A 21,436-nucleotide genomic window follows, 5' to 3' on the forward strand; every position below is an offset into this window, starting at 1 on the left:
TGCCCGTCTCGGCTACAACACAAATTTAACGGGGGTGTGTGTCCGTAATATGACCGGAATATGGAAAAGTGACGGAATGCCGAAAACGCTTGCATTTTTCTGTGCCTTGTTCTACATTAGAGACAGGTAAAAGAGCATGTAAATAGCGTGTAATCTTCTACCCACAAGTGAATAATCAAAAGGCAAAGGTGCCCTTGAACACGGCTTATTTTTTCGTGTTTAGGCACCTTTTTTTACTTTTGATCAGGGATGTTGTCTTGAAAGGAGTGACACGCATGGAAAAACCAATTCGAGCGACGCCGCTTGCGATCCGACTGATTCCCAATGTCGATCCTCAATTTGCGGAGAAGCTGAACCTGCCTTCCCATATTCGCAGTCTGGGTCTTTTGACCTCAACGATTGACGATGTGGGGTATACAGCCATTGACGAAGCGACCAAAAAGGCAGCGGTGGAAGTTGTGTATGCCAAGTCGTTTTATGCAGGCTCAGGCCATGCGTCTGGACCGTTGTCTGGCGAGTTCATCGGGATGATCGGGGGCGCGACGCCATCGGAGGTGCAGAGCGGACTGGATGCAGCCGTTGCATTTATGGAGAGCGGAGCATGCTTTTACTCTTTGAATGATGAAGGGACGCATGCGTATTACGCCCATGTTGTGTCGCGGACGGGCAGCTACTTGTCTCAAACCGCCGGAATCCGCGAAGGGGAGCCGCTCGCTTACTTGATCGCTCCACCGCTGGAAGCTATGTATGGTATTGATGCCGCCCTAAAGGCAGCAGATGTACAAATGGTTCAATTTTTTGGTCCACCGACAGAGACGAACTTTGGGGGAGCGCTACTCACTGGCAGCCAGTCGTCATGCACGGCAGCCGCCGATGCTTTTGCCGATGCCGTAAGAAGTGTCGCCCAACAGCCTGTCAAACGATAATAGGGATTTTTCCTCTTGAAGGGGAGGTAATGTAAATGCGCGCTACAACTTATTCACTTGGCATGATCGAGACGCTGGGCTTGCCTGCTCTCATCGCTGCCGCAGATGCTGCTGCTAAGGCGGCAGACGTCAAAGTTGTTTCTTATGAAGGAGCGGACGCAGGAATCGTCACTTTATACGTGATCGGGGATGTATCTTCGGTTATGGCGGCAGTAGATGCTGGCGCTGACGCTGCGAGACGTGTTGGAAGATTGCTGCACTCACACGTGATTCCACGTCCTGACGAAAATGTTCCAAGAATGATTAAAAACCTGCTAAAACCGGAAGTAAAAGAAGAGGTTAAGGCAGAGCCGGCTAAAGCGCCAGTGTCCGGATTGCAAGATCAATCCATCAATGACCTGCGTAAAATGGCGCGTTCGTATGCAGACTTCCCGCTGACGACGAACGAAATCAATATGGCGAAAAAAGAAGATCTCATCCGCCTGTTGGAAGAGAAACAAGGCGGAGGTGACAAAGCCTAATGACACTCGACGCTGATCTGTATTCCATACAGGAAGTGCGTACCTACCTCGCACAAGCGAAGGAAGCGCAGGCCAAGTTTGCTACTTACAGCCAAGAGCAAGTTGACCGGATCATCGAAGCCATGTCCAAAGCGGGCGTGGAGCATGCGGATCGACTCGCAGCTATGGCTGTAGAAGAAACAGGCTTTGGTAACGTCCCAGACAAACGGATGAAAAACCTGTTTGCTGCGCAAGATGTGTACGCATCTGTTAAAGATGTAAAAACGGTTGGCATCATCCGTAAGGACGAAGAGAACAAAGTGTGGGAAGTGGCGCAGCCATTCGGAATCGTAGCTGGTATCGTACCTTCCACCAACCCGACGTCCACGGTTATTTATAAATCGATGGTCTCTCTCAAGGCGAGAAATGCGATTGTCTTCAGTCCGCATCCGTCGGCAGCCAAGTGCACGCTGGAAGCAGCGCGACTAATGGCACAGGCGGCAGTAGCGGCTGGAGCACCAGAAGGCTTGATCCATTGCGTTACCAAGCCTACGCTTCCAGCGACAAACGAGTTGATGAAGCACAAGCTGACCAATTTGATTCTCGCGACTGGCGGAACGCCGATGGTACGCGCGGCATACAGCTCCGGCAAGCCTGCTTACGGTGTGGGACCTGGTAACGTTCCGGTCTACGTCCACCACAGTGCGGACTTTGCTGCTGCTGCCAAGCGCATCGTGCAGAGCAAGACGTTTGACTACGGTACGATCTGCGCTTCTGAGCAAGCATTGGTCGTGGAAGAATCCATGAAGCACCAATTGATTGCTGCCCTAAAGCGTGAAGGCGCCTACTTCCTGAACGAGCAAGAGAAGGAAAAGGTAGGGGCAATCGTAATGGTAAACGGCTCGCTGAACGCGAAGATCGTTGGCCGCTCTCCGCATGTGATCGCTCAAATGGCGGGTATTACCATCCCAGCTGATACGCGTGTCCTGGTTGCGGAGGAGAACAATGTAGGTAAAGCGTACCCGATGTCGGTTGAAAAACTGGCGCCGATTCTCGCTCTCTACACGGTTCAAGGCGACAGCGAAGCGATTGCCCGTTGCCGCGAATTGCTGGAGCATGGTGGTCTTGGACATACAGCGGGTATTCACGCTCAGGATGAAAATTTCATCGCAGCGTATGGTCAAGCAATGCCAGCATCCAGAATACCAGTGAATACTGGTACGACCTTCGGAGGAATTGGTGCAACGACTGGCGTACAACCAGCGTTTACACTTGGATGCGGTTCCTATGGGGGCAACATCACTTCCGATAACATCGGTGCGAAGCATATGTTCAACATCAAGCGTGTTGCGTTTGGCATCAAAGAAATGCCGCAATCAACGCCAGTACCAGCAGCTCCTGCGACACAAGCGGAAGAAGCGGTTCTACAAGCTGTCTCTTCCATGAATGTCGGCTTGAGCCGCGATGAGATCAAGAACATTATCAAATCCGTGTTAACAGAAATGACGACTTAGAGTCGTAAAACACTAAAATTTTGGAGATATAATTAAGGAGGAAATGAAAATGGCTGGAGAAATGTCCGCATTGGGAATGGTAGAAACAAAAGGTTTGGTAGGAGCAGTTGAAGCTGCTGACGCAATGGTAAAAGCAGCGAACGTAAAACTGATCGGTAAAGTACACGTAGGTGGCGGTCTCGTGACTGTTATGGTACGTGGTGACGTAGGTGCAGTAAAAGCTTCCACAGACGCAGGCGCCGCTGCTGCTGAAAAAGTAGGAGAGCTCGTATCTATTCACGTAATTCCACGCCCTCATGGAGACATTGAACTGATCCTGCCTAAACTCGAAGGATAATAAATCCCTATGGCAGTGATTACAGAAGCATCCTTGAGAGCGATGCATAAGTCAGGTATTCCAAACCCCTTTCTCGTTGAGAAAGGGGATAAAATAACACCAGCAGCGGCAGATTTCTTGAAAGGAAGAGGGATTCAAGTGAAACAAGTTGATCAGAACCAGCAGCCTTCCACCAATCAAGCTGCCGAGGCAGTGCGTGAAATTCCTTTGGGCGTATCTAATCGTCACATTCATTTGTCGCAAGCAGATGTCGAGAAGCTTTTCGGAGCCGGACATCAATTGACGCCAATGCGTGATTTGTCGCAGCCGGGTCAGTTTGCTTGCCAGGAAACAGTCACCATCGTGGGACCAAAAGGCAGCATCCACGGGGTTCGCGTTTTGGGACCAGCTCGTGGCGCGACACAAGTGGAAATTTCCAGAACAGACGGCTTTGCAGTAGGTGTTCATGCCCCTGTGCGTATGTCTGGAGATATTGAAGGAACACCAGGTATGGTACTTGTAACGGCAAAAGGGACAGTTGTGATGGACAAAGGCGTAATCGTAGCGAAGAGCCACGTTCATATGTCTCCGGCAGATGCCGAGCAATATCAAGTGAAGGATGGCGATTCGCTGATTCTGGCGACGCAAAGCGATCGTCCTATCATCTATCCAGATGTAATCGTTCGTGTACATCCACAGTTTGCACTTGATTTCCACGTTGATACGGATGAAGGCAATGCCGCTAATTTGAAAACGGGCGACCGGGTAAAAGTGATCGGCAAGAACGGGCAATTTTACTCCGGCTAACGGAGGTTGAGCTTGATGGACATCAGAGAAATGGTGGCTTCGATTACAAAAGAAATTTTGCAATCGATGAATACAGAAAAGAAAAGCGATGCGCCTCGTGTCCTGTACGTTTTTTGCGACAGCCAGGCTCATGAGGCGTTTCAGGATCATTTTATCCAACTGAAAAACCACGGGATCTGCCATGACATTCTCTTCCTGGACGGAGAAACCTCCTCTTGGCTGGGAATGCACAAGATCGAATGTGGGGGAGCAGGCAAAATTCTGACAGCAGATGAGTACGCTCCTGCCCCGTTGGAAGTGCCGAAAGATTATGTCGGTATCGTGATTCCTGAAATCGATTTGGATAATGCAGCGAGAATTGCTTCCGGTCTAAAAGGAACGATTAAAGCGGAAATCGTCTTTTCCGCATTGGTGACGGGCAAATTCGTCATCGCAGGTTCCGATGTGCCAGGGATCAAGCGCGCAGACCGTCGTACCCTGCAAACATTGACACTGACACCTGCTTATGAAAAGCTGTTCAACCGTCACGTTGAGAGCATGAAAGAGTTGGGTGTGGAGTTTGCGGAGCAACGCCGTCTGGCTGATCGTGTGGTTTCTAAGCTGAAGTCTCAACTGCAAAAAGTGGAGACTACTACTAAGACAGAACAACCGACATTGACTCCTTTGGATGAGCAAGAAGCAGTCTTTTCCGGGAAGCTGTTGACAGCAGACTGGATCAGATCTCAGCCTGAGCTTCGCGATACGACTTTGATCGTGAAAAAAGGTGCAATTGTTTCTCCGCTTGCTTATGACAGCATGAGAGAACGCGGCATTACGGTCAGCTATTTAGGAAAAGGGTGATCGCATGTTTTTGGGAAAAGTGATCGGCAGCGTCTGGGCCACGCAAAAAGAAGCAGGCATGGAAAATCTCAAGCTCATGGTGGTTCAGCCGATTGATTGGCGTGGCGAAGAAGGCGGACAAACCGTAATCGCAGCGGACAGGATCGGTGCGGGAATCGGGGAGCAGGTTATCGTCTCTCGTGGGACGCCTGCCCGAATCCTTTTCTCCGGCACCAGTGTGCCGATCGATGCGATCATCGTAGGCATTGTGGATTCGTTTGAGGTGCCGGGTGCCGCAGGAAGAGAGGAATAGGAATGGAACAGGAACGTTCACGAGTCATCCAGGAATTCGTACCAGGAAAACAGGTCACGTTGGCTCATGTAATCGCAAACCCTGACCCAATGCTCTATACCAAGCTAGGTATCAATGAGGCCGGTGCGATCGGCATTTTGACTTTGACGCCTACCGAAACAGCCATTATTGCCGCGGATATTGCGACAAAGGCTGCTGGCGTCGAGCTTGGGTTTCTCGATCGTTTTACAGGTTCACTGATTGTCGTGGGAGATGTATCTGCTGTTGAGATGGCAGTAGAAGCCGTCAATCAGGTGTTGAGCGAAAAACTGCGGTTTACACCGGCGCTGGTGACGAAATCATGACCGGCCGTGTAATGATTATCGGTGCAATCGAAGCAGGCAAGTCTTCTCTGGTGCGGGCGCTGTTCAATGACGAACAGCCTGCCAGGAAGACACAAGCACTCGAATATCGGGACTGGGCGATTGACACTCCGGGTGAATACAGCGAAAACCCGATGTTTTACCGCACGCTTATGGCTACTTCTCTTGAGGCGAAAATCATTTTGATGGTGCAGGATGCTACACGGGTGCGGAATTATTTCCCGCCTGGCTTTTCACAAGGGTTTCCGCAATCGTGCATAGGGGTCATTACCAAAATGGATCATCCTGATGCAAATGTGGAGAGGGCAGAACAATTCCTGCGTCAATCGCTTGGCAGTGCGAGAATTTTCCGGACCTCCTCGCTCACGAGTGAGGGAGTGCAAGAATTGCGATCGTATTTGCAAGAAATTGTCAACGAGTAAGCGTGATTAACCAGTATTAAACCCCTTTCCGCCGTAGCGTGTCTGTGAGAAAATGAGGTCATATCAACTCCTAGCAGGTGAAAAGAGGTTCACATGCAATCAATACGAGAAGTGTGCAAAGCGTCCACGACGTTGAGTGATGACGACATTCGGATTGTGGAGGAGCTGGCTTCCAAGCTTCAGATTTTTGCCGATCTGTCTCAAGCGGACATGTTTATCGATTGTCCGACAGTCGATCGGAGCGCTGCGATGGTAGTCGCACAAGCTGCACCAAGTACGGCACGCTCTATGTACAGTGGATCGGTTGTAGGGCATTTGGCGACGGCGATTAATGAGCCGGCCGTTATGTATTGCTTGACTACAGGCAAGCCCGTCATCGGTTCGCGTGGCGTTTCACAGGAGCAGGTCGTGATGCGACAAAGCGTCGTACCCATCACGAATGCGGCTGGAAAAACAATCGGGACCTTGATAACCGAACAAGATATATCCAAACAGGTGGAACAGGAAAAGAACGTCGAAATGCTCAAGGAAACGACTGAGCACCTAAGCGAGACGCTCATCCAGTTCGCTGTGCATGATCTGCCTATTTCGTCGCTCTTGCACGAGGGCATGATTTTGTTTGATCAGAGTGGGGTTATCACGTACGCAAATGGCCGTGCCCACAAGCTACTCTCCTTGATCGGTTTTGAACGACCGGAAAAAGGCGAGAGCATCGAACGTATTTTTTCCTGGAGAGTTACCCCGGAAAACTTTGTACGTAACGGGGGTTATATTCAGGAGGAGCTGTCAAAAGGCAAGCATTTTATCATGATGAAAGCGGTTTCGTCCGTCCGCAAACAAGACATCATCGGGGGATTCATTCTCCTGCGAGACATATCGGACATTCGGGAAAAAGAAAAGCAATTGATGATCAAATCCGCGGTGATCAAAGAGATTCACCACCGGGTCAAAAACAATTTGCAAACCATCTCTAGCCTGCTTCGCCTGCAAATGCGGCGATCGCAGTCCACCGAGATTGAGAAGGTATACCGGGAAAGTATCAATCGCATCAACAGCATCGCCATTATTCACGAATACTTGGCACAGGATGGTCTGGAGCAGATTGACTTCAAAGAGATTTTAACCAAAATATCGAAAATAATCGTCTCTTCGATGAGACGTTCTGAGCAAGCTATACACGTTGTGGTGACAGGCGAGTCAGTGTATCTGCCGTCCAACAAAGCAACATCGTTTGCCTTGATTGTCACCGAGCTGATTCAAAATTGCATGATCCACGGGTTTCATGAGCAGCAAGAAGGAAAAATCTCCATCGCACTTGTCGCCAAGGAAGACTTCGTCAGTTTGTCCGTGACAGACGACGGGGTAGGCATCGAGGATATGGAGCAAATCCACAAAAAGGGCCATCTCGGTCTGAAAATCGTCGATACACTGGTCAGGGAAGACCTCGAGGGCACAATGCATTTCCGCAATACTGGGAACGGAACAGAGGTTACCATACTCTATCCGATCCAAAAGGAGGATGAAGATGACACAGCCGAAGATTATGGTGGTTGATGACGAGCCGATTATTCGCATGGATTTGCGCGAGATGCTCGAAAATGAAGGGTATTTAGTGGTTGCCGAGGCGAAAAACGGAGAAGAGGCAGTCGAACAGGCCCATCGTCACAAGCCCGATTTGATCATCATGGATGTGAAAATGCCTGTCTTGAATGGAATCAAGGCAAGCAGTATCATTCGTTCCTTTTCAGACAGTTCCATTCTTCTCTTGACGGCTTATAGCCAAAAGGAACTCGTCCAGGATGCCAGAAAAGCGGGGGTGACGGCTTACTTGGTGAAGCCGGTGTCGGAGGATGACTTGATTCCCGCAGTAGAAATCGCCCTTAGTCAAAAGGAAAAAGTCGTTTCACTGAAGAAGGATATAAACGATCTGAAGCAAAAGATCGAGGATCGCAAGGCAGTGGAAAAGGCAAAAGGAAAGCTGATGAGTGCCCTATCCATGGAAGAGGATGCGGCTTACAAATGGATGCAGCAAGTAAGCATGCAACGGCGCATGCCACTTGTGAAGCTGGCAGAGGAAATTTTGTCGGGCGAGCAGGCCATTTCCGCTCAAGGCTAGTAGTGACGTTATGATAAAAAGCAGTGACAAGTAGATACAAAGAGAGCAAAGGCGCTTGAATCAGACCGGAAGCAAGGATCCGGCTGTTCAAGCGTTTTTTCGTAAGGCCCGTCTGGCACGCCAATGGTTCAAGGAGGTTCATATGGATGAACAATGGATCCAAAGCGTCGGGATCGATGTGGGAACGAGCACAACCAAAATGATCGTAAGCCGATTGCGATTGGGTCGCATGTCCAGCACGTTTTCGCTGCCGCGTTATCAGATTGTGGAGCGGCAATTGCTGTATGCGAGTGAAGTACATTCCACACCACTCATCGGATTTGATGAAATCGACGCTGACGGAATCAGAGCGATTCTTGCAGCCGAGTATGACAAGGCACAAGTCAGCTTGTCCCAAATCAAGTCCGGGGCGGTCATCATTACCGGAGAAACAGCAAGCAAAAAGAACGCACAGCATATCGTTCATCTGCTGGCTGAACGCTCCGGGGATTTCGTGGTAGCGACAGCAGGTGCTGACCTCGAAGGCGTGCTGGCGGGCAAGGGCGCTGGCGCAGAAAAACGCTCGCAAGCCATACAAGGTGTGATCGTCAACGTCGATATTGGCGGAGGAACAGCGAATGCAGCCTATTTCCAACGTGGCCGAGCAATTGCGACGGTTACGTTCCACGTCGGAGGAAGACTGATCCGCCTCAGTCCGCAAGGTGTTGTTCAATACGTGTCGCCGAACATTCAACAATGGCTGTCGGTAAAAGGACTGCGTATTCAAGTCGGACAGGAAATCGGATTCGCGCAGCTTACAGAGGTTGCCGAACAGTTGTCTCGCAGCATGCTCGATTATTTGACGGGTAAAGAGCGCGAAGTATCAGGCTTGCTCGTTTTGGGACCGCATTTGCGAGATTCCATCCATGTTGCCGAATTGACCGTCTCAGGCGGTGTAGGCCAGCTCATGAGCGGACCTCCCGTAAGAAATATTTCGGATGCGAGCCGATATGGCGATTTTGGCCCACTTCTCGGATATGTACTCCAGCAGGAGCGCGAAAAAGGGACGTATCCGGTACAGTGGCTCGATCCGGATCAAACGGTACGGGCAACGGTAATTGGCGCGGGGATGCAGAGTACGGAGATTAGTGGTTCAACCGTGCATATCAAACCGGAGCTGTTGCCGATCAAAAACATTCCGATTCTCAAGCTAGAGCTTACCGAGGAACAATTGGCGGATGCGACACGACTGCGACAGGAAGTGGCTTCGATCTACCAACTGGGTGAGCGTCTGTTTGAAAAAACGACAGGGATTCCTTTCGCACTCGCAATCTCCGGCATCGGGTACTGCTCGTACGCTCTGCTGCAGACGCTGTCTCAGGAGCTGTCGGACCAATACCGGGCAACTTTCCCCGAGAGTCAAACGATGGTCGTCATCTGTGAAACAGATATGGCCAAAGCGCTCGGGCAGGGCTTGGCGCTGCGTTGCAAAGGGGCACCGGAAATCATTTGCATCGATCAGGTGCGTGTGGAATACGGCGATTACATCGATCTCGGTGAGCCGATCTCGGGAACAATCATTCCCGTCGTCGTCAAAACACTCGCGTTTGATGAGAGGCCGTAACGTAAGAAGGGGTGGACGTGATGAACACGAAAACGACTGTGCTTGGACATACCTATCAATTTCGCGATTTAAAGGAAGTTTTCGCGAAGGCTAATGAAGATAAATCAGGCGACCAGCTGGCTGGTCTCGCCGCTGCCGATTCCCGGGAACGTGTAGCTGCCAAGCAGGTTTTGGCTGACCTGACGTTGGCGGATATCCGCAACAATCCGATGGTTCCGGCAGAAGAAGACGAAGTATCGCGTGTGATCGAAGAAGGCATCAACGAAAAGATTTACACCGAAATCAAAAACTGGAGTGTAGCTGAGCTGCGCGAGTACATTTTGAGCCATCAAGCAGGCGATAATGAACTCAAGCGAATCAGCCGCGGCTTGTCCAGTGAGATGATCGCAGCGACTGCCAAGCTCATGAGCAATCTGGACTTGATCACGGCTGCGTCCAAGATTAAAGTTGTGACGCATGCCAACACGGCAATCGGTCACAAGGGCGTATTAGCTTCTCGTGTACAGCCGAACCATCCATCCGATAACGTACAAGGCATCAAGGCGTCTCTGTACGAAGGATTGAGCTACGGAATCGGCGATGCGGTTATCGGGATCAACCCGGTTATCGATACAGCGGACAGCGTCAAGGATATTTTGAATATGACTAAAGACGTGATGACCAAGTTTGATATCCCGACGCAAAACTGCGTATTGGCTCACGTATCCACTCAAATGCGTGCCATCCGTAATGGGGCACCAGCGGACTTGATTTTCCAAAGTTTGGCGGGTAGTGAAAAAGGAAACAAGGCATTTGGTATTGATGTAGCGCTGTTGGATGAAGCAGACGAGCTGATGCGCAAAGAGGGTACTTCCTATGGACCGAACTTCTGGTACTTCGAGACAGGCCAAGGCTCTGAGCTGTCTTCCGAGGCGCATCACGGCATGGACCAGGTAACGATGGAAGCGCGCTGCTACGGTTTGGCTCGCAAATACAATCCATTTATCGTGAACACGGTAGTTGGATTCATCGGACCTGAGTATTTGTACGACAGCCGTCAAGTAATCCGCGCGGGCCTGGAAGACCATTACATGGGCAAAATGCACGGTTTGCCGATGGGCTGTGACGTATGCTACACGAACCACATGAAGGTCGATCAAAACGACATGGACAATCTCGGCATTTTGCTTTCGTCGGCAGGCGTTAACTTTGTTATCGGCGTAGCCATGGCAGACGATGTCATGCTCAACTATCAATCGACGAGCTTCCATGATATTGCTGCGTTCCGTGAAGTGATGGGACTGCGACCTGCTCCTGATTTTGAAAAATGGCTGGAGAAAATGGGCATCATGGAAAACGGTAGGCTGACTGCAAAAGCAGGCGATCCGACAATCTTCATGTAAGATCAGGAGGTGAAAGATGGATGGAACAACAATTAGATTTCTTGGTAGATAAAGTAGTAGCAGAACTGCAAAAGAAGCTGGGTGAGGCTAGCGAACAAGCTCCGTCACCAAAAGCAGAGACAGGCTTGATTCAACTGAGATCGGAACCAAAGGCAGAGCCGGTAGCGAGTGCAACGACAGCTCCGACGCAAGCTCCAGCGGTGAATGAGCAACTTGCTCCATCAGCAGAACCTGAGAGAACATCACATGTACCGAATCCGAAGTACAAGGAAGGCTTGGATGAACTGCTGTCCAGCACGCCAGCGCGCATCGGAGTTTGGCGTACAGGTGTGAGACCTTTGACGAAAACGATGCTCGAATTGCGTCGAGACCATGCTGCGGCTGTAGATGCTGTATACGGTGAAGTCAGTCAAGCAGTGCTCGATCAGTACTCCTTGTTCACAGTGGAAACGCAGTATGACAACACCGAAAACTATCTAAAGCGTCCGGATATGGGGCGCGTCCTCACCGAGGAAGGCGTGCGTTTGTTGCAAGAGCGCGGCCAAAAGAAGCCGCAGGTACAAATCGTCGTTTCAGACGGTTTGAGTGCTGCTGCGGTTGACGCAAACCTGAAAGACGTGCTTCCATCCCTGATGGACTCTCTGAAAAGCTATGGACTGACCTGCGGCACTCCGTTCTTTATCAAAGGCGGACGCGTAGCCAGCATGGATCACGTCGGCGAGATTTTGGAGCCAGAAGTATTGGTGCTCCTGATCGGAGAGCGTCCAGGATTGGTTACGGCGCATTCCATGAGTGCATACATGTGCTACCGTCCACGCAAAGGTATGGTAGAATCAGAGCGTACAGTGATCTCGAATATTCATCGTCAAGGTACTTCTCCGGTTGAGGCGGGTGCCCACATCGGGACCATTCTCTCCAAAATGCTGGAGCAAAAAGCAAGTGGTGTGAAACTAGTCTTGTAACATGACGAGGAGGATTCAGCATGACATTTCGTAGAAAAAAAGTAGCCGTCATCGGTAGTGGTTTTACAGGAGCGACAACTGCGTTCATCATGGCGCAAAAAGAGCTGGCTGACATCGTTTTGGTCGATATCCCTCAATTGGAAAACCCAACAAAGGGTAAAGCACTCGACATGATGGAAGCTTCCCCAGTTCTCGGCTTCGATGCTAGCATTACAGGTACTTCTGACTACAAAGACATCGAAGGCTCCGATATCGTAATCATTACAGCAGGGATTGCCCGCAAGCCAGGCATGTCCCGCGACGACTTGGTAGCAACGAATGCAGCCATCATGCGCTCGGTTGCTGAGCAAGTGAAAACATATGCACCAAACTCCATCGTACTCATCCTGTCCAACCCGGTAGATGCGATGACGTATACATTCTACAAAACGTCCGGCTTCCCGAAACACCGCGTTATCGGTCAATCCGGCGTACTGGATACTGCTCGCTTCCGTACGTTTGTAGCGATGGAACTGAATGTATCTGTTAATGACGTAACAGGTTTCGTATTGGGCGGTCACGGTGACGACATGGTACCACTCTTGCGTTACTCCTACGCAGGTGGCATCCCGCTCGAAAAATTGATCCCACAAGATCGTCTGGATGCTATCGTAGAGCGTACACGTAAAGGCGGCGGCGAGATCGTAGCTCTCTTGGGTAACGGTTCCGCTTACTATGCACCTGCGGCAGCTCTGGTAGAAATGGCAGAAGCGATCTTGAAAGACAAGAAGCGCATCCTACCTTCCATCGCTTTGCTCCAAGGCGAGTATGGCTACAACGATATCTACCTGGGTGTACCAACTCTCTTGGGTGGAAACGGTATCGAGCAAGTCATCGAGCTGGATCTGACTGCTGCTGAGAAAGCAGCATTGGATAAATCCGCAGACTCCGTTCGTGCGGTTATGAAAGTAGCTATGCCATAAGCACGGGTTTAAAATGAAAGCTTCGCCAGATGTTTTGGCGGAGCTTTTTTTACAATGTGGTTATAGTAGCTGTAGTGGAGGGGAAGAAGCGGATTTCCAGTCTACGCTTCGGCCTACGCCCTGCTGAGGGCGGGTACTGTTCGCTCCGAAATAAATAGCGGGAGCGCTTCAAAAGTAGAGTTTCGGGATGTTTTTTCAGAGGTTGAAGCTGAAAACCCCCGCTATTTATTTCGGAGCTGGGTAGGGCTCCAGAGGCGCTAGGACTGGAAATCCGCTTCTTCCTACGGGGCTGTATTCGCATGAAAGCTGATTCAAGAGGGCGTAATTGTCACGTAGTGCAAACACCTGTAAGACATTGGAGGAATTGTGCGAAAAGTGACGAACTAGTTTAATAAAATATGAAGAAATGTAAAGACGAATCTTCCAAAAAAATATATTTTATTGTAAAATAAAGGAAAAATTTAGGGGATGATTCTTTATGGGGGGGCTGCAAGGGACATTGCACTGGTCGCTGCGGTCAGAGATTGAAAGACACCGTAGAGAGTGCGGCTATACCTTGAGTAAATTAGGTGAATTAACGGGCATCAACCATGGGAGCTTGAGCGAGATTCTGAACGGAAATCCACCGCGGGCTATGACCATTGGTCAATTAGATGCGCTCGCTGCGGTGTTTGGTCGCGAGCCAGGTTGGTTGTATGAATTGTATACGGAAGAATGTATATCAGAGGGGAGAATATCGCGCCCTCGGTTGATACCTTATTTGATTCGATGTGCAGAGGTTGGGCGGCAGGATTGCATAGACGAGGTTGTTCCTAAATTGTTGGACAACCCTAAAAATATTTCGACCCTCTTTTTAGTGGCGGAACAACTATATGAAAGCGGGAAACAAAAAGAGTCTGTACCTTTTTATCAGGCTGTCGTTGATAGTGAGAAGGATGGACATTCTGACCAATTCGTAAGGAGTCAGTATCGATTGTTTCGGGCTGCACTCGGAACCAATTCAGAAGAAAATGGGGAGGCAGTTATTCGGTTTTCCCCCTATCGGAATAGGCTTCCTGAAAACTACCAGTTGGACGCCTTATTTCAATTAACGCGGGTTTGTTTCGCTTTACAGAAATGGAAGAAATCAGAACAGTACGCAGATGAATTACGGTTTCTTGCAGAAACGATTTACATACATGAGTTGGATAGGTTGAAAAGAAACAAAAAGAGTGAACTGCCCGAGACAGAACGGCACCTGGTCTTTTATTACGCAATAGGACACCTATTCAAAGGCGCAGCATTGGAAATGCAAGGGCTATATGCACAGGCGAAACCATATGTACAAGTTTACGCTGATTTAGGATGGTTTGAACTGCTGGACGAAGTCGGGCACCAAGAGGTAGAGAAATTCCGGGTTTGGGCAAAGGCTAACTTATACACATTAGAGGTACTAGCTGGCAATACAAGCATCATTGAGGAGTATGCTGGCTATCTTGAAAGTCTTCCGACAAATGAAATACTTGCTGGTTTAATTTCTATTATAAAATCAGCTAATACGTACCAATTTTGTGTGGATGACATATTAGAACGTTTTTCTTCGCAAATTGTCAGTTTTGTTCAATTTAAAGAAGCTATTGGATTGGACAGACATCTCCAGTTTCGATATCAGACAGCCATTTATGAGTTTGATAAAGGACGGATAGAAAGAGGGATCGAAGAAACGTTACGTTGCCTATCTCTAGCAGATTTGATGAATCGATATGATGATACTCTTAAATGCGTAGCATTATTTGAAGAATATCGCCAGTATGCATCCACAACACAAGTGGAACAGTATCGAACAATTGTAACGGGTAAAAGAGCGATCTGATGTTAATAGGGTTACCTAGTATTACATTCACAAAGATGGACTTCAACAGTTATAGTTATGTTAGAGAATGGCGCTGATGCCTAGAGCTTAGCAATAAACCCGGATTGTTGCATGTAAAATGTTATAAAGTAGAAAAAGGGGGATTAAAAAGATGAAGGGTCTTATTCTTGCATTTTTTATAACGTTTGGACTTCTCGCAGGTATACCGATTGATTTTGATACAAGCCATTCCAACATGTATACAGCTAAAGCCAATCAGCATGGAACTGATGCTTAATAATTTTACTGGGAATCAGGTTGTTAAATAGAGTGTTATCCCCCAAAAACATCCCATCAGAGGGATGTTTTTTTCTATTCAATTTTTCTTAATCGGTGAATTTCTGCACATCCATGTATAGTAATTATATGTAATAAATTGTAAAAGAGAGGGGGCGTTGGATATTACTACTATCGCAAGTATTTTAGATATGGATGTTTCTTTTCACCCTGAAAACTCCCCCAAAAGAGGAGTAGCATCAGCCCCTAATAGTAGGTGTACGATCCGGGGCATGGTAAAGGAAATTAGTTGCCATTTAGAGTTGGATAATAGAATCGAACAGCTACGACGGGAAATGATGGAATTGGCAGGGAAGTACGGTCTCTCACACGATAAGGTTTTGGCTGTAAGCGAACAATTGGATAAATATATTGTCATTGCTCAAAACAGATTGAAAACGGAAAAGTAAGGATTAGGTCAGTCCTTCTAACACCTCAAGACTCCCAAAAACCCTTCCATTAACCTATTATCTAGGTATTCGCATAACTTAGTCAAAGTTCCAAGCTGGATGACGAATTGATTGGAAGTTCAAGTAGTTCTTTTGAAGAACAATCAAAATTGTAAATTGAAGGAAAGGTTGAAGGGATGATCCTTTATGGGGGGCTGCAAGGGACAATGCATCGGTCGCTACGGTCGGAAATTGAAAAATGCCGGAGAAAGCACGGTTATACATTAAGCAAACTAGGTGAATTAACGGGCATTAACCCCGGAAGCTTGAGTGAGATTCTTAATGGAAATCCGCCGCGTGCTATCACCATTGGCCAGTTAGACGCGCTAGCCAAGGTGTTTGGTCACGATCCGGGTTGGTTGTATGAATTATACCCGGAAGAATGTATATCAGAGGGGAGAATATCGCGCCCTCGATTAATACCATACTTGATTCGATGCGTTGAGGTTGGGCGAAAGGATTGCATAGAAGCTACTGTCCCCCAAATGATGGAGAATCCGAGAAACATCTTGATTCTGTTTGCCCTTGCAGAGCAGCTATATGAGAAAGGGCAACTGCAAGAGTCGGTGCCCTTTTATAAATATGTGATTGAGAATGAAAAAGATAGCTATTCTGACCACTTTGTGATGAGTCAGTATCGGTTATTTCGTGCTGTACTGGGGACAAATGCAGAAGAAAATTGGGAGAATGTGATTCGGTTTTCTCCGTATCGCAATCGGCTTCCAGAAAACTACCAACTCGATGCTTTATTCCAATTAGCACGGGTTTGTTTTGCTTTGCAAAAGTGGAATAAGTCCGGGGAGTACGGTGACGAATTACGGCTTCTCGCAGAAACTGTTTACAGGCATGAATTGGACAGGCTGAAAAGAAACAAAAAGGGAGAATCCTTGAAAACAGAGCGACATCTTGTCTATTATTACGGAATGGGACATTTATATAAAGGCGCTGCACTGGAAATGCAAGGACTTTATGAAGAGGCGAAGCAGCATGTACAAGGTTACGCTGATTTAGGATGGTTTGAATTACTTGATGAAGTCGGACGTAAAGATGTAGAAAGATTCAAGGTATGGGCAAAGGCGAACTCCTACACATTGGAGGTATTGTCTGGAAATAAAAGCATCATTGAAGAGTATGCAGACTATCTCGAAAGTCTGCCCACCATTGAAGTACTTGCTGGTATGATTTCTATTATGAAATCCGCAAATACCTACCATTTTTGTGTAGATGAGATATTGGATCGCTTTTCTTCGCAAGTTGCTAGTTTCGATCAATTTACAGAAGCAATAGGATTAGATCGACATCTCCAGTTTCGGTATCAGACAGCCATTTATGAGTTTGGTAAAGGGCGGATCGAGAGAGGGATTGAAGAAAGTATATATTACCTTTCCTTAGCAGATTTGATGAATCGACATGACGAGGCTCTTACATACATAGCATTGTTTGGATGGTTAGGGAATTTGAATAAGCGAATAGCTAACCAAAACGAGTTAAGTGACTAGTATCTAGTCAAAGTTTCTTGTAAATATATTGTAGAAGGTTTTAGCTGTAAGCCAACAATTCTGAGTCAAAGTTCCGAGCTGGATGACGAATTGATAGGAAGGAAAAGTAGTGAATTTTAGTAAAACGATCAAAACTGTAAAATAGAGGAAATAGACGAAAGTATAATCCTTTATGGGGGGCTGCAAGAGGCAATGCATCGGTCGCTGCGGTCAGAAATTGAAAAATGTCGGAGAAAGCATGGTTATACATTTAGCAAGCTGGGTGAATTAACGGGCATTAACCCCGGAAGCTTGAGTGAGATTCTTAATGGAAATCCGCCACGTGCCATTACTATTGGTCAATTAGACGTACTAGCTAAGGTATTTGGTCACGATCCGGGTTGGTTATACGAACTGTATACAGAAGAATGTTTATCAGAGCAGAGAATATCGCGGCCCCGATTAATACCGTACTTGATTCGATGCGTGGAGGTTGGGCGAAAGGATTGCATAGAAGCTACTGTTCCCCAAATGATGGAGAATCCGAAAAACATCTTGATTCTGTTTGCCCTTGCAGAGCAACTATATGAGAAAGGGCAACTGCAAGAGTCGGTGCCCTTTTATAAATATGTGATTGAGAATGAAAAAGATAGCTATTCTGACCACTTTGTGATGAGTCAGTATCGGTTATTTCGTGTTGTACTTGGGACAAATGCAGAAGAAAATTGGGAGAATGTAATTCGGTTTTCTCCTTATCGAAACCGGCTTCCAGAAAACTACCAACTCGACGCCTTATTCCAATTGGCGAAGATCTGTTTCGCTTTGCAAAAGTGGGAGAGATCAGAGCAGTACGGTGACGAATTACGGCTTCTGGCAGACGCTGTTTACAGGCATGAATTGGACAGGCTGAAAAGAAACAAAAAAGACGAATCTCTGAAAACAGAGCGCCCTCTCGTCTTTTATTACGGAATAGGACATTTATATAAGGGCGTTTCACTGGAAATGCAAGGACTGTATGAAGAGGCGAAGCAGTATGTGCAAGTTTACGCTGATTTAGGATGGTTTGAAATACTTGATGAAGACGGACGTAAAGAGGTAGAAAGATTCAAAGTATGGCAAAGGCGAACTCCTACACATTAGAGGTGTTGTCTGGCAATACAAGCATCATTGAAGAGTATGCAGACTATCTCGAGAGCCTTCCCACCAATGAAGTTCTTGCTGGTTTAAATTCCATTATGAAATCCGCTAACACCTACCATTTTTGCGTGGATGAGATTTTAGAGCGTTTTGCCTCTCAAATTGCTAGTTTCGATCAATTTACAGAAGCAATAGGATTAGATCGACATCTGCGGTTTCGATATCAGATGGCTATTTATGAGTTCGGTAAAGGGCGAATAGAGAGAGGAATTGAAGAAACGATATATTGTCTTTCTCTAGCGGATTTGTTAAATCGACATGACGAGGCTCTTACATACATAGCATTGTTTGGATGGTTAGGGAATATGAATAAGCGAATAGGTAACCAAAACGAATTAGGTGGCTAGTATCCTGTTAGGTCATTGTGAATATATCGTAGATTGATGAAACATCCTTTGGCAGGATGTTTTTTTATTCCATTTTTTTCAATCAGTAAAAACCCGCATAACAATTTATGGTTAATTATGTAATGAATCTCAAAACAAAGGGGGGAGATGGTGATATTCCATGAAGCAATAGAAATCTAAGAACATCTTTAAAAAGAGGAGCCACGGGTGCCACTAAAAGCAAGTGAATAATCCGGTGGTAAAGGAAGTAGGGTGAGACTTATAGCAGCAATTGCATTTAAAAAGGGCGTTCCACCCCTTCGACAGGTTAAAGGAACGCCCGCAGGAGGAGCAGTTACGGCTCCTATAAGTAAATGTATCACGTTACCTCTACATCGAGAAGGAGTAACCTATCACGATATTGATCATTTGAAAAACATTGTGGAACAATTGCGCGGACAACTGGTGCAATTGTATTTAGAGAAGAATGATTTTTTGGATGATGACGTTGTGGCATTAAGCCAGCAATTGGATCGGTACATTCTGGTTATTCAAACAAAATTGATGAAAAAAAGAATGAATTAATTTCTACAGAATTAGATCAGTAGCGCAAAGATGTAGAAACATGAAAAGAGGGAGTGGGGAAGGCTATGAAGAAATTCAAAAGAGCATTAGTGCCTTTTGTCATATTCTCATTGTTATTTGCTCCTGTGTCAGTCTCGACGCCTGCATCTGCTGAAAGTACAAAGGAAATCGCTGAGACAGAAGAAGTCATTGATTTCGAAAACCTTCCCATACAGCTGGCGGAGGGGGTAACACTGGAGGAATTGGCGGAGGCCATCAATGAACCACGCATCCTTGAAAGCAAAAACGTAACGATTATAGAGAGCAGCACAGCGGATGAAGTCATCGGAGAGCGTCAAATGGTGTTCAGCCCCAATGCAGCCCCAGTTGAAAAAGAAGATGACACTAAATTTGACTTCGGTGCCTTCTCTTACAATAGTGCCGACAAAGCTGCCAAGGTTGTTGAATCTGACACTGATGAGGTTGAGCCAAGTAGTTGGCGTCCTAGCATTGATGGAGTGTTCTTTGATCACCGGATGACGTCCGACTGGGCTGGTGGTGACGTATACTCGACGGTTAAAGTAATCGCTGTGGTAGGCAGAGTAGCCTCTGTGGACGCTACTCACACTATTATCCGTTCGGCAAAAGAGGACGGGAAATATAACGTAGAAAGAAATGGAAATTTGTATTTTAATCCCCCTTACGCGAACCTATCTACGCATAGGGTGCGCGCTAATGCGGAGACTTACTGGTGGTCAGGGAAATTGGAAGGAACTGTTAGATACCAGGGAGGAGGCTCCTCACCTATCGCCCATTTGAAGGAGGTAGAAAAGATCCTGACTAACAATAAAGGCGAAATTTACCCTGATTACGTCGATCCGCAGTCAAACATCCAGTTAATTAAACCGGACGCTGACATGGTGCGGCAGAAGAGGGATCGAGCGGTGGATAGAGCGGCCTACGAGAGGCGTTACGAAGGCTACTTCGGCGCCCCTCAATATTTCAGTTGGAACGAAGTTGCGATCCATCACATGATTCCGCTAGAATACTATGGATCAAATGATTTCGACAACCTAATTCCTCTTCTCAAAGACGGTTACAAAAACGATTACATCCTGATACATGAGGAAGTAACTGACTGGTGGAGAAGTTACCGGAAAAATTAAAAACACGGACTGTCATCTAGGTGGCAGTCCATGCTTTTATTGAAAGGGTGTGTAGACATGAGTAATTCGTTTGACAGCATTATCCGTAAGATCCGAGGAAGTCGAACAGAGCGGGATGGGAACTTGAATATTATAAATGAAAAACATGACTCCATTTTTTACAAAGCAATCGATCCTAATGCCAGTATAGAGGCGAATCTTAAATCGTTTGATCTTCCTGAAGACTATGTAAAATTTTTGCATGAGTTCGATAGTGCCGTATTATTTCGAACTTTGAGACAGGGCGGTGGTTGCAGTATATTGAGTCCCCAACGTGTCATTTCTCATTGGAAAGGATACAGCATAGATCATCCGTACTATCCTATTGCTTGGAGTGATTACTCAAACGGATGCGTATGCGTAGATCAAGACAGAATAGACAGCGGAAACGGCTACCTCACATGGATTGAATCAATGGACCCCGACAACCCGATTGACATTGACCTGACATTTACAGAATGGCTGGATAAGCTCATCGAGCATGAGGGGAAGGAATTCTGGATTCCACCTTACGAAGATGCGTGAGTAATTCTTTTGACCGCATTTTATACAAGATCAAGGGAAGGAGAGAACAATTGAACGGGGATTTGTATATTATCGGTGGAGAGTTTGAGTTTGTTTTTCAAATGTCCACTGACTCTGACGCTGAGATAAAGAAGCTAAAGTCGTTTGAGCTACCAGAGGATTATGGGACCTACTTATGTCAGTACAGCAGAGCCGTATTATTTCGAGATTTTGAGTTTGGCAGAAGTCTGTTCACAATATTAGACCCTCACAATGTTATTGAATACTGGAAAGGATACAGCATAGATCACCCTTACTATCCTATCGCATGGAGCAGTCACTCTTTAGGCTGTATATGCGTGGATCAAGACCGACTAGATAGTGGAAACGGCTACCTCACATGGATCGAATCGATGGACCCTGATAATCCAATTGACATTGAGCTGACATTTACAGAATGGCTGGATAAGCTCATCGAGCATGAGGGGAAGGAATTCTGGATTCCACCTTACGAAGAATAGGCACAGACGAGAGAAATCGCG

General features: G+C 47.1%; 22 protein-coding genes and 1 pseudogene. All 23 read left to right on the plus strand.

The window, feature by feature from the left end; genetic code table 11:
- Positions 1-275 precede the first annotated feature (275 nt).
- The 23 genes and pseudogenes from eutL (at position 276) to ACFYU8_RS30495 (ending at position 21,415) form a co-directional block, all read left to right on the plus strand.
- Entirely contained in the window at positions 276-926 is a 651-nt protein-coding gene (gene eutL, locus ACFYU8_RS30385) for an ethanolamine utilization microcompartment protein EutL (protein ID WP_390306867.1), read from the plus strand.
- Between the two features lie 35 nt (positions 927-961).
- Positions 962-1,447 carry a BMC domain-containing protein gene (locus ACFYU8_RS30390; RefSeq protein WP_106839573.1) on the plus strand — a complete coding sequence of 162 codons (486 nt, stop codon included), beginning with the start codon at positions 962-964 and terminating at the stop codon, positions 1,445-1,447.
- Positions 1,447-2,940, plus strand: coding sequence for an acetaldehyde dehydrogenase (acetylating) (locus ACFYU8_RS30395; RefSeq protein ID WP_390306870.1), 1,494 nt, complete (start codon positions 1,447-1,449; stop codon positions 2,938-2,940). The genes ACFYU8_RS30390 and ACFYU8_RS30395 overlap by 1 nt, the downstream gene beginning before the upstream one ends.
- Positions 2,941-2,989: 49 nt before the next feature.
- The gene (eutM, locus tag ACFYU8_RS30400; RefSeq protein WP_007720104.1) at positions 2,990-3,277 is read left to right on the plus strand and encodes an ethanolamine utilization microcompartment protein EutM; all 288 of its coding nucleotides are present in this window, start codon (positions 2,990-2,992) and stop codon (positions 3,275-3,277) included.
- Positions 3,278-3,286: 9 nt separating this feature from the next.
- A complete protein-coding gene (pduL, locus tag ACFYU8_RS30405) occupies positions 3,287-4,063 on the plus strand; it encodes a phosphate propanoyltransferase (RefSeq protein ID WP_106839575.1) in 777 nt (258 codons plus the stop codon).
- A gap of 15 nt (positions 4,064-4,078) precedes the next feature.
- Positions 4,079-4,903 (plus strand): hypothetical protein, encoded by an 825-nt coding sequence (locus ACFYU8_RS30410; RefSeq protein WP_390306872.1) that lies wholly within the window; start codon positions 4,079-4,081, stop codon positions 4,901-4,903.
- A gap of 4 nt (positions 4,904-4,907) precedes the next feature.
- The gene (locus tag ACFYU8_RS30415) at positions 4,908-5,195 is read left to right on the plus strand and encodes a EutN/CcmL family microcompartment protein (protein WP_007720099.1); all 288 of its coding nucleotides are present in this window, start codon (positions 4,908-4,910) and stop codon (positions 5,193-5,195) included.
- A 2-nt stretch (positions 5,196-5,197) separates the two neighbouring features.
- Positions 5,198-5,539 carry an ethanolamine utilization microcompartment protein EutS gene (eutS, locus tag ACFYU8_RS30420; protein WP_007720097.1) on the plus strand — a complete coding sequence of 114 codons (342 nt, stop codon included), beginning with the start codon at positions 5,198-5,200 and terminating at the stop codon, positions 5,537-5,539.
- Positions 5,536-5,979 carry a EutP/PduV family microcompartment system protein gene (locus ACFYU8_RS30425; protein ID WP_390306873.1) on the plus strand — a complete coding sequence of 148 codons (444 nt, stop codon included), beginning with the start codon at positions 5,536-5,538 and terminating at the stop codon, positions 5,977-5,979. Before eutS ends, ACFYU8_RS30425 begins: the two co-directional genes overlap by 4 nt.
- 93 nt (positions 5,980-6,072) lie before the next feature.
- The gene (locus ACFYU8_RS30430; RefSeq protein WP_390306874.1) at positions 6,073-7,533 is read left to right on the plus strand and encodes a sensor histidine kinase; all 1,461 of its coding nucleotides are present in this window, start codon (positions 6,073-6,075) and stop codon (positions 7,531-7,533) included.
- Positions 7,499-8,095 (plus strand): ANTAR domain-containing response regulator, encoded by a 597-nt coding sequence (locus ACFYU8_RS30435; RefSeq protein WP_483862299.1) that lies wholly within the window; start codon positions 7,499-7,501, stop codon positions 8,093-8,095. Before ACFYU8_RS30430 ends, ACFYU8_RS30435 begins: the two co-directional genes overlap by 35 nt.
- A 142-nt stretch (positions 8,096-8,237) precedes the next feature.
- Positions 8,238-9,698, plus strand: a complete 1,461-nt coding sequence (locus ACFYU8_RS30440) for an ethanolamine ammonia-lyase reactivating factor EutA (RefSeq protein WP_390306877.1) — start codon at positions 8,238-8,240, stop codon at positions 9,696-9,698.
- A 20-nt stretch (positions 9,699-9,718) separates the two neighbouring features.
- Complete coding sequence (locus ACFYU8_RS30445) at positions 9,719-11,080, plus strand: ethanolamine ammonia-lyase subunit EutB (RefSeq protein ID WP_390306879.1); 1,362 nt, start codon at positions 9,719-9,721, stop codon at positions 11,078-11,080.
- 20 nt (positions 11,081-11,100) lie between these two features.
- Entirely contained in the window at positions 11,101-12,042 is a 942-nt protein-coding gene (eutC, locus tag ACFYU8_RS30450; RefSeq protein ID WP_390306881.1) for an ethanolamine ammonia-lyase subunit EutC, read from the plus strand.
- 20 nt (positions 12,043-12,062) lie between these two features.
- Positions 12,063-13,004, plus strand: a complete 942-nt coding sequence (mdh, locus tag ACFYU8_RS30455; RefSeq protein ID WP_144618634.1) for a malate dehydrogenase — start codon at positions 12,063-12,065, stop codon at positions 13,002-13,004.
- Between the two features lie 478 nt (positions 13,005-13,482).
- Positions 13,483-14,856 (plus strand): helix-turn-helix domain-containing protein, encoded by a 1,374-nt coding sequence (locus ACFYU8_RS30460; protein ID WP_390306883.1) that lies wholly within the window; start codon positions 13,483-13,485, stop codon positions 14,854-14,856.
- 434 nt (positions 14,857-15,290) lie between these two features.
- Positions 15,291-15,581, plus strand: a complete 291-nt coding sequence (locus ACFYU8_RS30465; protein ID WP_390306885.1) for a Spo0E family sporulation regulatory protein-aspartic acid phosphatase — start codon at positions 15,291-15,293, stop codon at positions 15,579-15,581.
- Positions 15,582-15,757: 176 nt separating this feature from the next.
- Positions 15,758-17,119: a helix-turn-helix domain-containing protein gene (locus ACFYU8_RS30470; RefSeq protein ID WP_390306887.1), complete on the plus strand. Its 1,362-nt coding sequence runs from the start codon at positions 15,758-15,760 to the stop codon at positions 17,117-17,119.
- Positions 17,120-17,311: 192 nt separating this feature from the next.
- Positions 17,312-18,642 (plus strand): annotated as a pseudogene (locus ACFYU8_RS30475) (helix-turn-helix domain-containing protein).
- A gap of 252 nt (positions 18,643-18,894) precedes the next feature.
- Positions 18,895-19,206 (plus strand): Spo0E family sporulation regulatory protein-aspartic acid phosphatase, encoded by a 312-nt coding sequence (locus ACFYU8_RS30480; RefSeq protein ID WP_390306889.1) that lies wholly within the window; start codon positions 18,895-18,897, stop codon positions 19,204-19,206.
- A gap of 65 nt (positions 19,207-19,271) precedes the next feature.
- On the plus strand, positions 19,272-20,351 hold the full coding sequence (locus tag ACFYU8_RS30485) for an HNH endonuclease (protein ID WP_390306891.1): 1,080 nt from the start codon (positions 19,272-19,274) through the stop codon (positions 20,349-20,351).
- Positions 20,352-20,408: 57 nt separating this feature from the next.
- Positions 20,409-20,915, plus strand: coding sequence for an SMI1/KNR4 family protein (locus ACFYU8_RS30490; protein WP_390306893.1), 507 nt, complete (start codon positions 20,409-20,411; stop codon positions 20,913-20,915).
- On the plus strand, positions 20,912-21,415 hold the full coding sequence (locus ACFYU8_RS30495) for an SMI1/KNR4 family protein (RefSeq protein ID WP_390306895.1): 504 nt from the start codon (positions 20,912-20,914) through the stop codon (positions 21,413-21,415). The genes ACFYU8_RS30490 and ACFYU8_RS30495 overlap by 4 nt, the downstream gene beginning before the upstream one ends.
- Positions 21,416-21,436 lie beyond the last annotated feature (21 nt).

This window comes from Brevibacillus sp. NPDC003359 (genome assembly GCF_042878995.1).
Taxonomy (GTDB): domain Bacteria; phylum Bacillota; class Bacilli; order Brevibacillales; family Brevibacillaceae; genus Brevibacillus.

What these genes read in the sequence shown, in the direction of transcription:
- eutL (WP_390306867.1), top strand. Translation starts at nt 276, where the DNA reads ATGGAAAAACCAATTCGAGCGACGCCGCTTGCGATCCGACTGATTCCC.
- ACFYU8_RS30390 (WP_106839573.1), top strand. Translation starts at nt 962, where the DNA reads ATGCGCGCTACAACTTATTCACTTGGCATGATCGAGACGCTGGGCTTG.
- ACFYU8_RS30395 (WP_390306870.1), top strand. Translation starts at nt 1,447, where the DNA reads ATGACACTCGACGCTGATCTGTATTCCATACAGGAAGTGCGTACCTAC.
- eutM (WP_007720104.1), top strand. Translation starts at nt 2,990, where the DNA reads ATGGCTGGAGAAATGTCCGCATTGGGAATGGTAGAAACAAAAGGTTTG.
- pduL (WP_106839575.1), top strand. Translation starts at nt 3,287, where the DNA reads ATGGCAGTGATTACAGAAGCATCCTTGAGAGCGATGCATAAGTCAGGT.
- ACFYU8_RS30410 (WP_390306872.1), top strand. Translation starts at nt 4,079, where the DNA reads ATGGACATCAGAGAAATGGTGGCTTCGATTACAAAAGAAATTTTGCAA.
- ACFYU8_RS30415 (WP_007720099.1), top strand. Translation starts at nt 4,908, where the DNA reads ATGTTTTTGGGAAAAGTGATCGGCAGCGTCTGGGCCACGCAAAAAGAA.
- eutS (WP_007720097.1), top strand. Translation starts at nt 5,198, where the DNA reads ATGGAACAGGAACGTTCACGAGTCATCCAGGAATTCGTACCAGGAAAA.
- ACFYU8_RS30425 (WP_390306873.1), top strand. Translation starts at nt 5,536, where the DNA reads ATGACCGGCCGTGTAATGATTATCGGTGCAATCGAAGCAGGCAAGTCT.
- ACFYU8_RS30430 (WP_390306874.1), top strand. Translation starts at nt 6,073, where the DNA reads ATGCAATCAATACGAGAAGTGTGCAAAGCGTCCACGACGTTGAGTGAT.
- ACFYU8_RS30435 (WP_483862299.1), top strand. Translation starts at nt 7,499, where the DNA reads ATGAAGATGACACAGCCGAAGATTATGGTGGTTGATGACGAGCCGATT.
- ACFYU8_RS30440 (WP_390306877.1), top strand. Translation starts at nt 8,238, where the DNA reads ATGGATGAACAATGGATCCAAAGCGTCGGGATCGATGTGGGAACGAGC.
- ACFYU8_RS30445 (WP_390306879.1), top strand. Translation starts at nt 9,719, where the DNA reads ATGAACACGAAAACGACTGTGCTTGGACATACCTATCAATTTCGCGAT.
- eutC (WP_390306881.1), top strand. Translation starts at nt 11,101, where the DNA reads ATGGAACAACAATTAGATTTCTTGGTAGATAAAGTAGTAGCAGAACTG.
- mdh (WP_144618634.1), top strand. Translation starts at nt 12,063, where the DNA reads ATGACATTTCGTAGAAAAAAAGTAGCCGTCATCGGTAGTGGTTTTACA.
- ACFYU8_RS30460 (WP_390306883.1), top strand. Translation starts at nt 13,483, where the DNA reads ATGGGGGGGCTGCAAGGGACATTGCACTGGTCGCTGCGGTCAGAGATT.
- ACFYU8_RS30470 (WP_390306887.1), top strand. Translation starts at nt 15,758, where the DNA reads ATGATCCTTTATGGGGGGCTGCAAGGGACAATGCATCGGTCGCTACGG.
- ACFYU8_RS30485 (WP_390306891.1), top strand. Translation starts at nt 19,272, where the DNA reads ATGAAGAAATTCAAAAGAGCATTAGTGCCTTTTGTCATATTCTCATTG.
- ACFYU8_RS30490 (WP_390306893.1), top strand. Translation starts at nt 20,409, where the DNA reads ATGAGTAATTCGTTTGACAGCATTATCCGTAAGATCCGAGGAAGTCGA.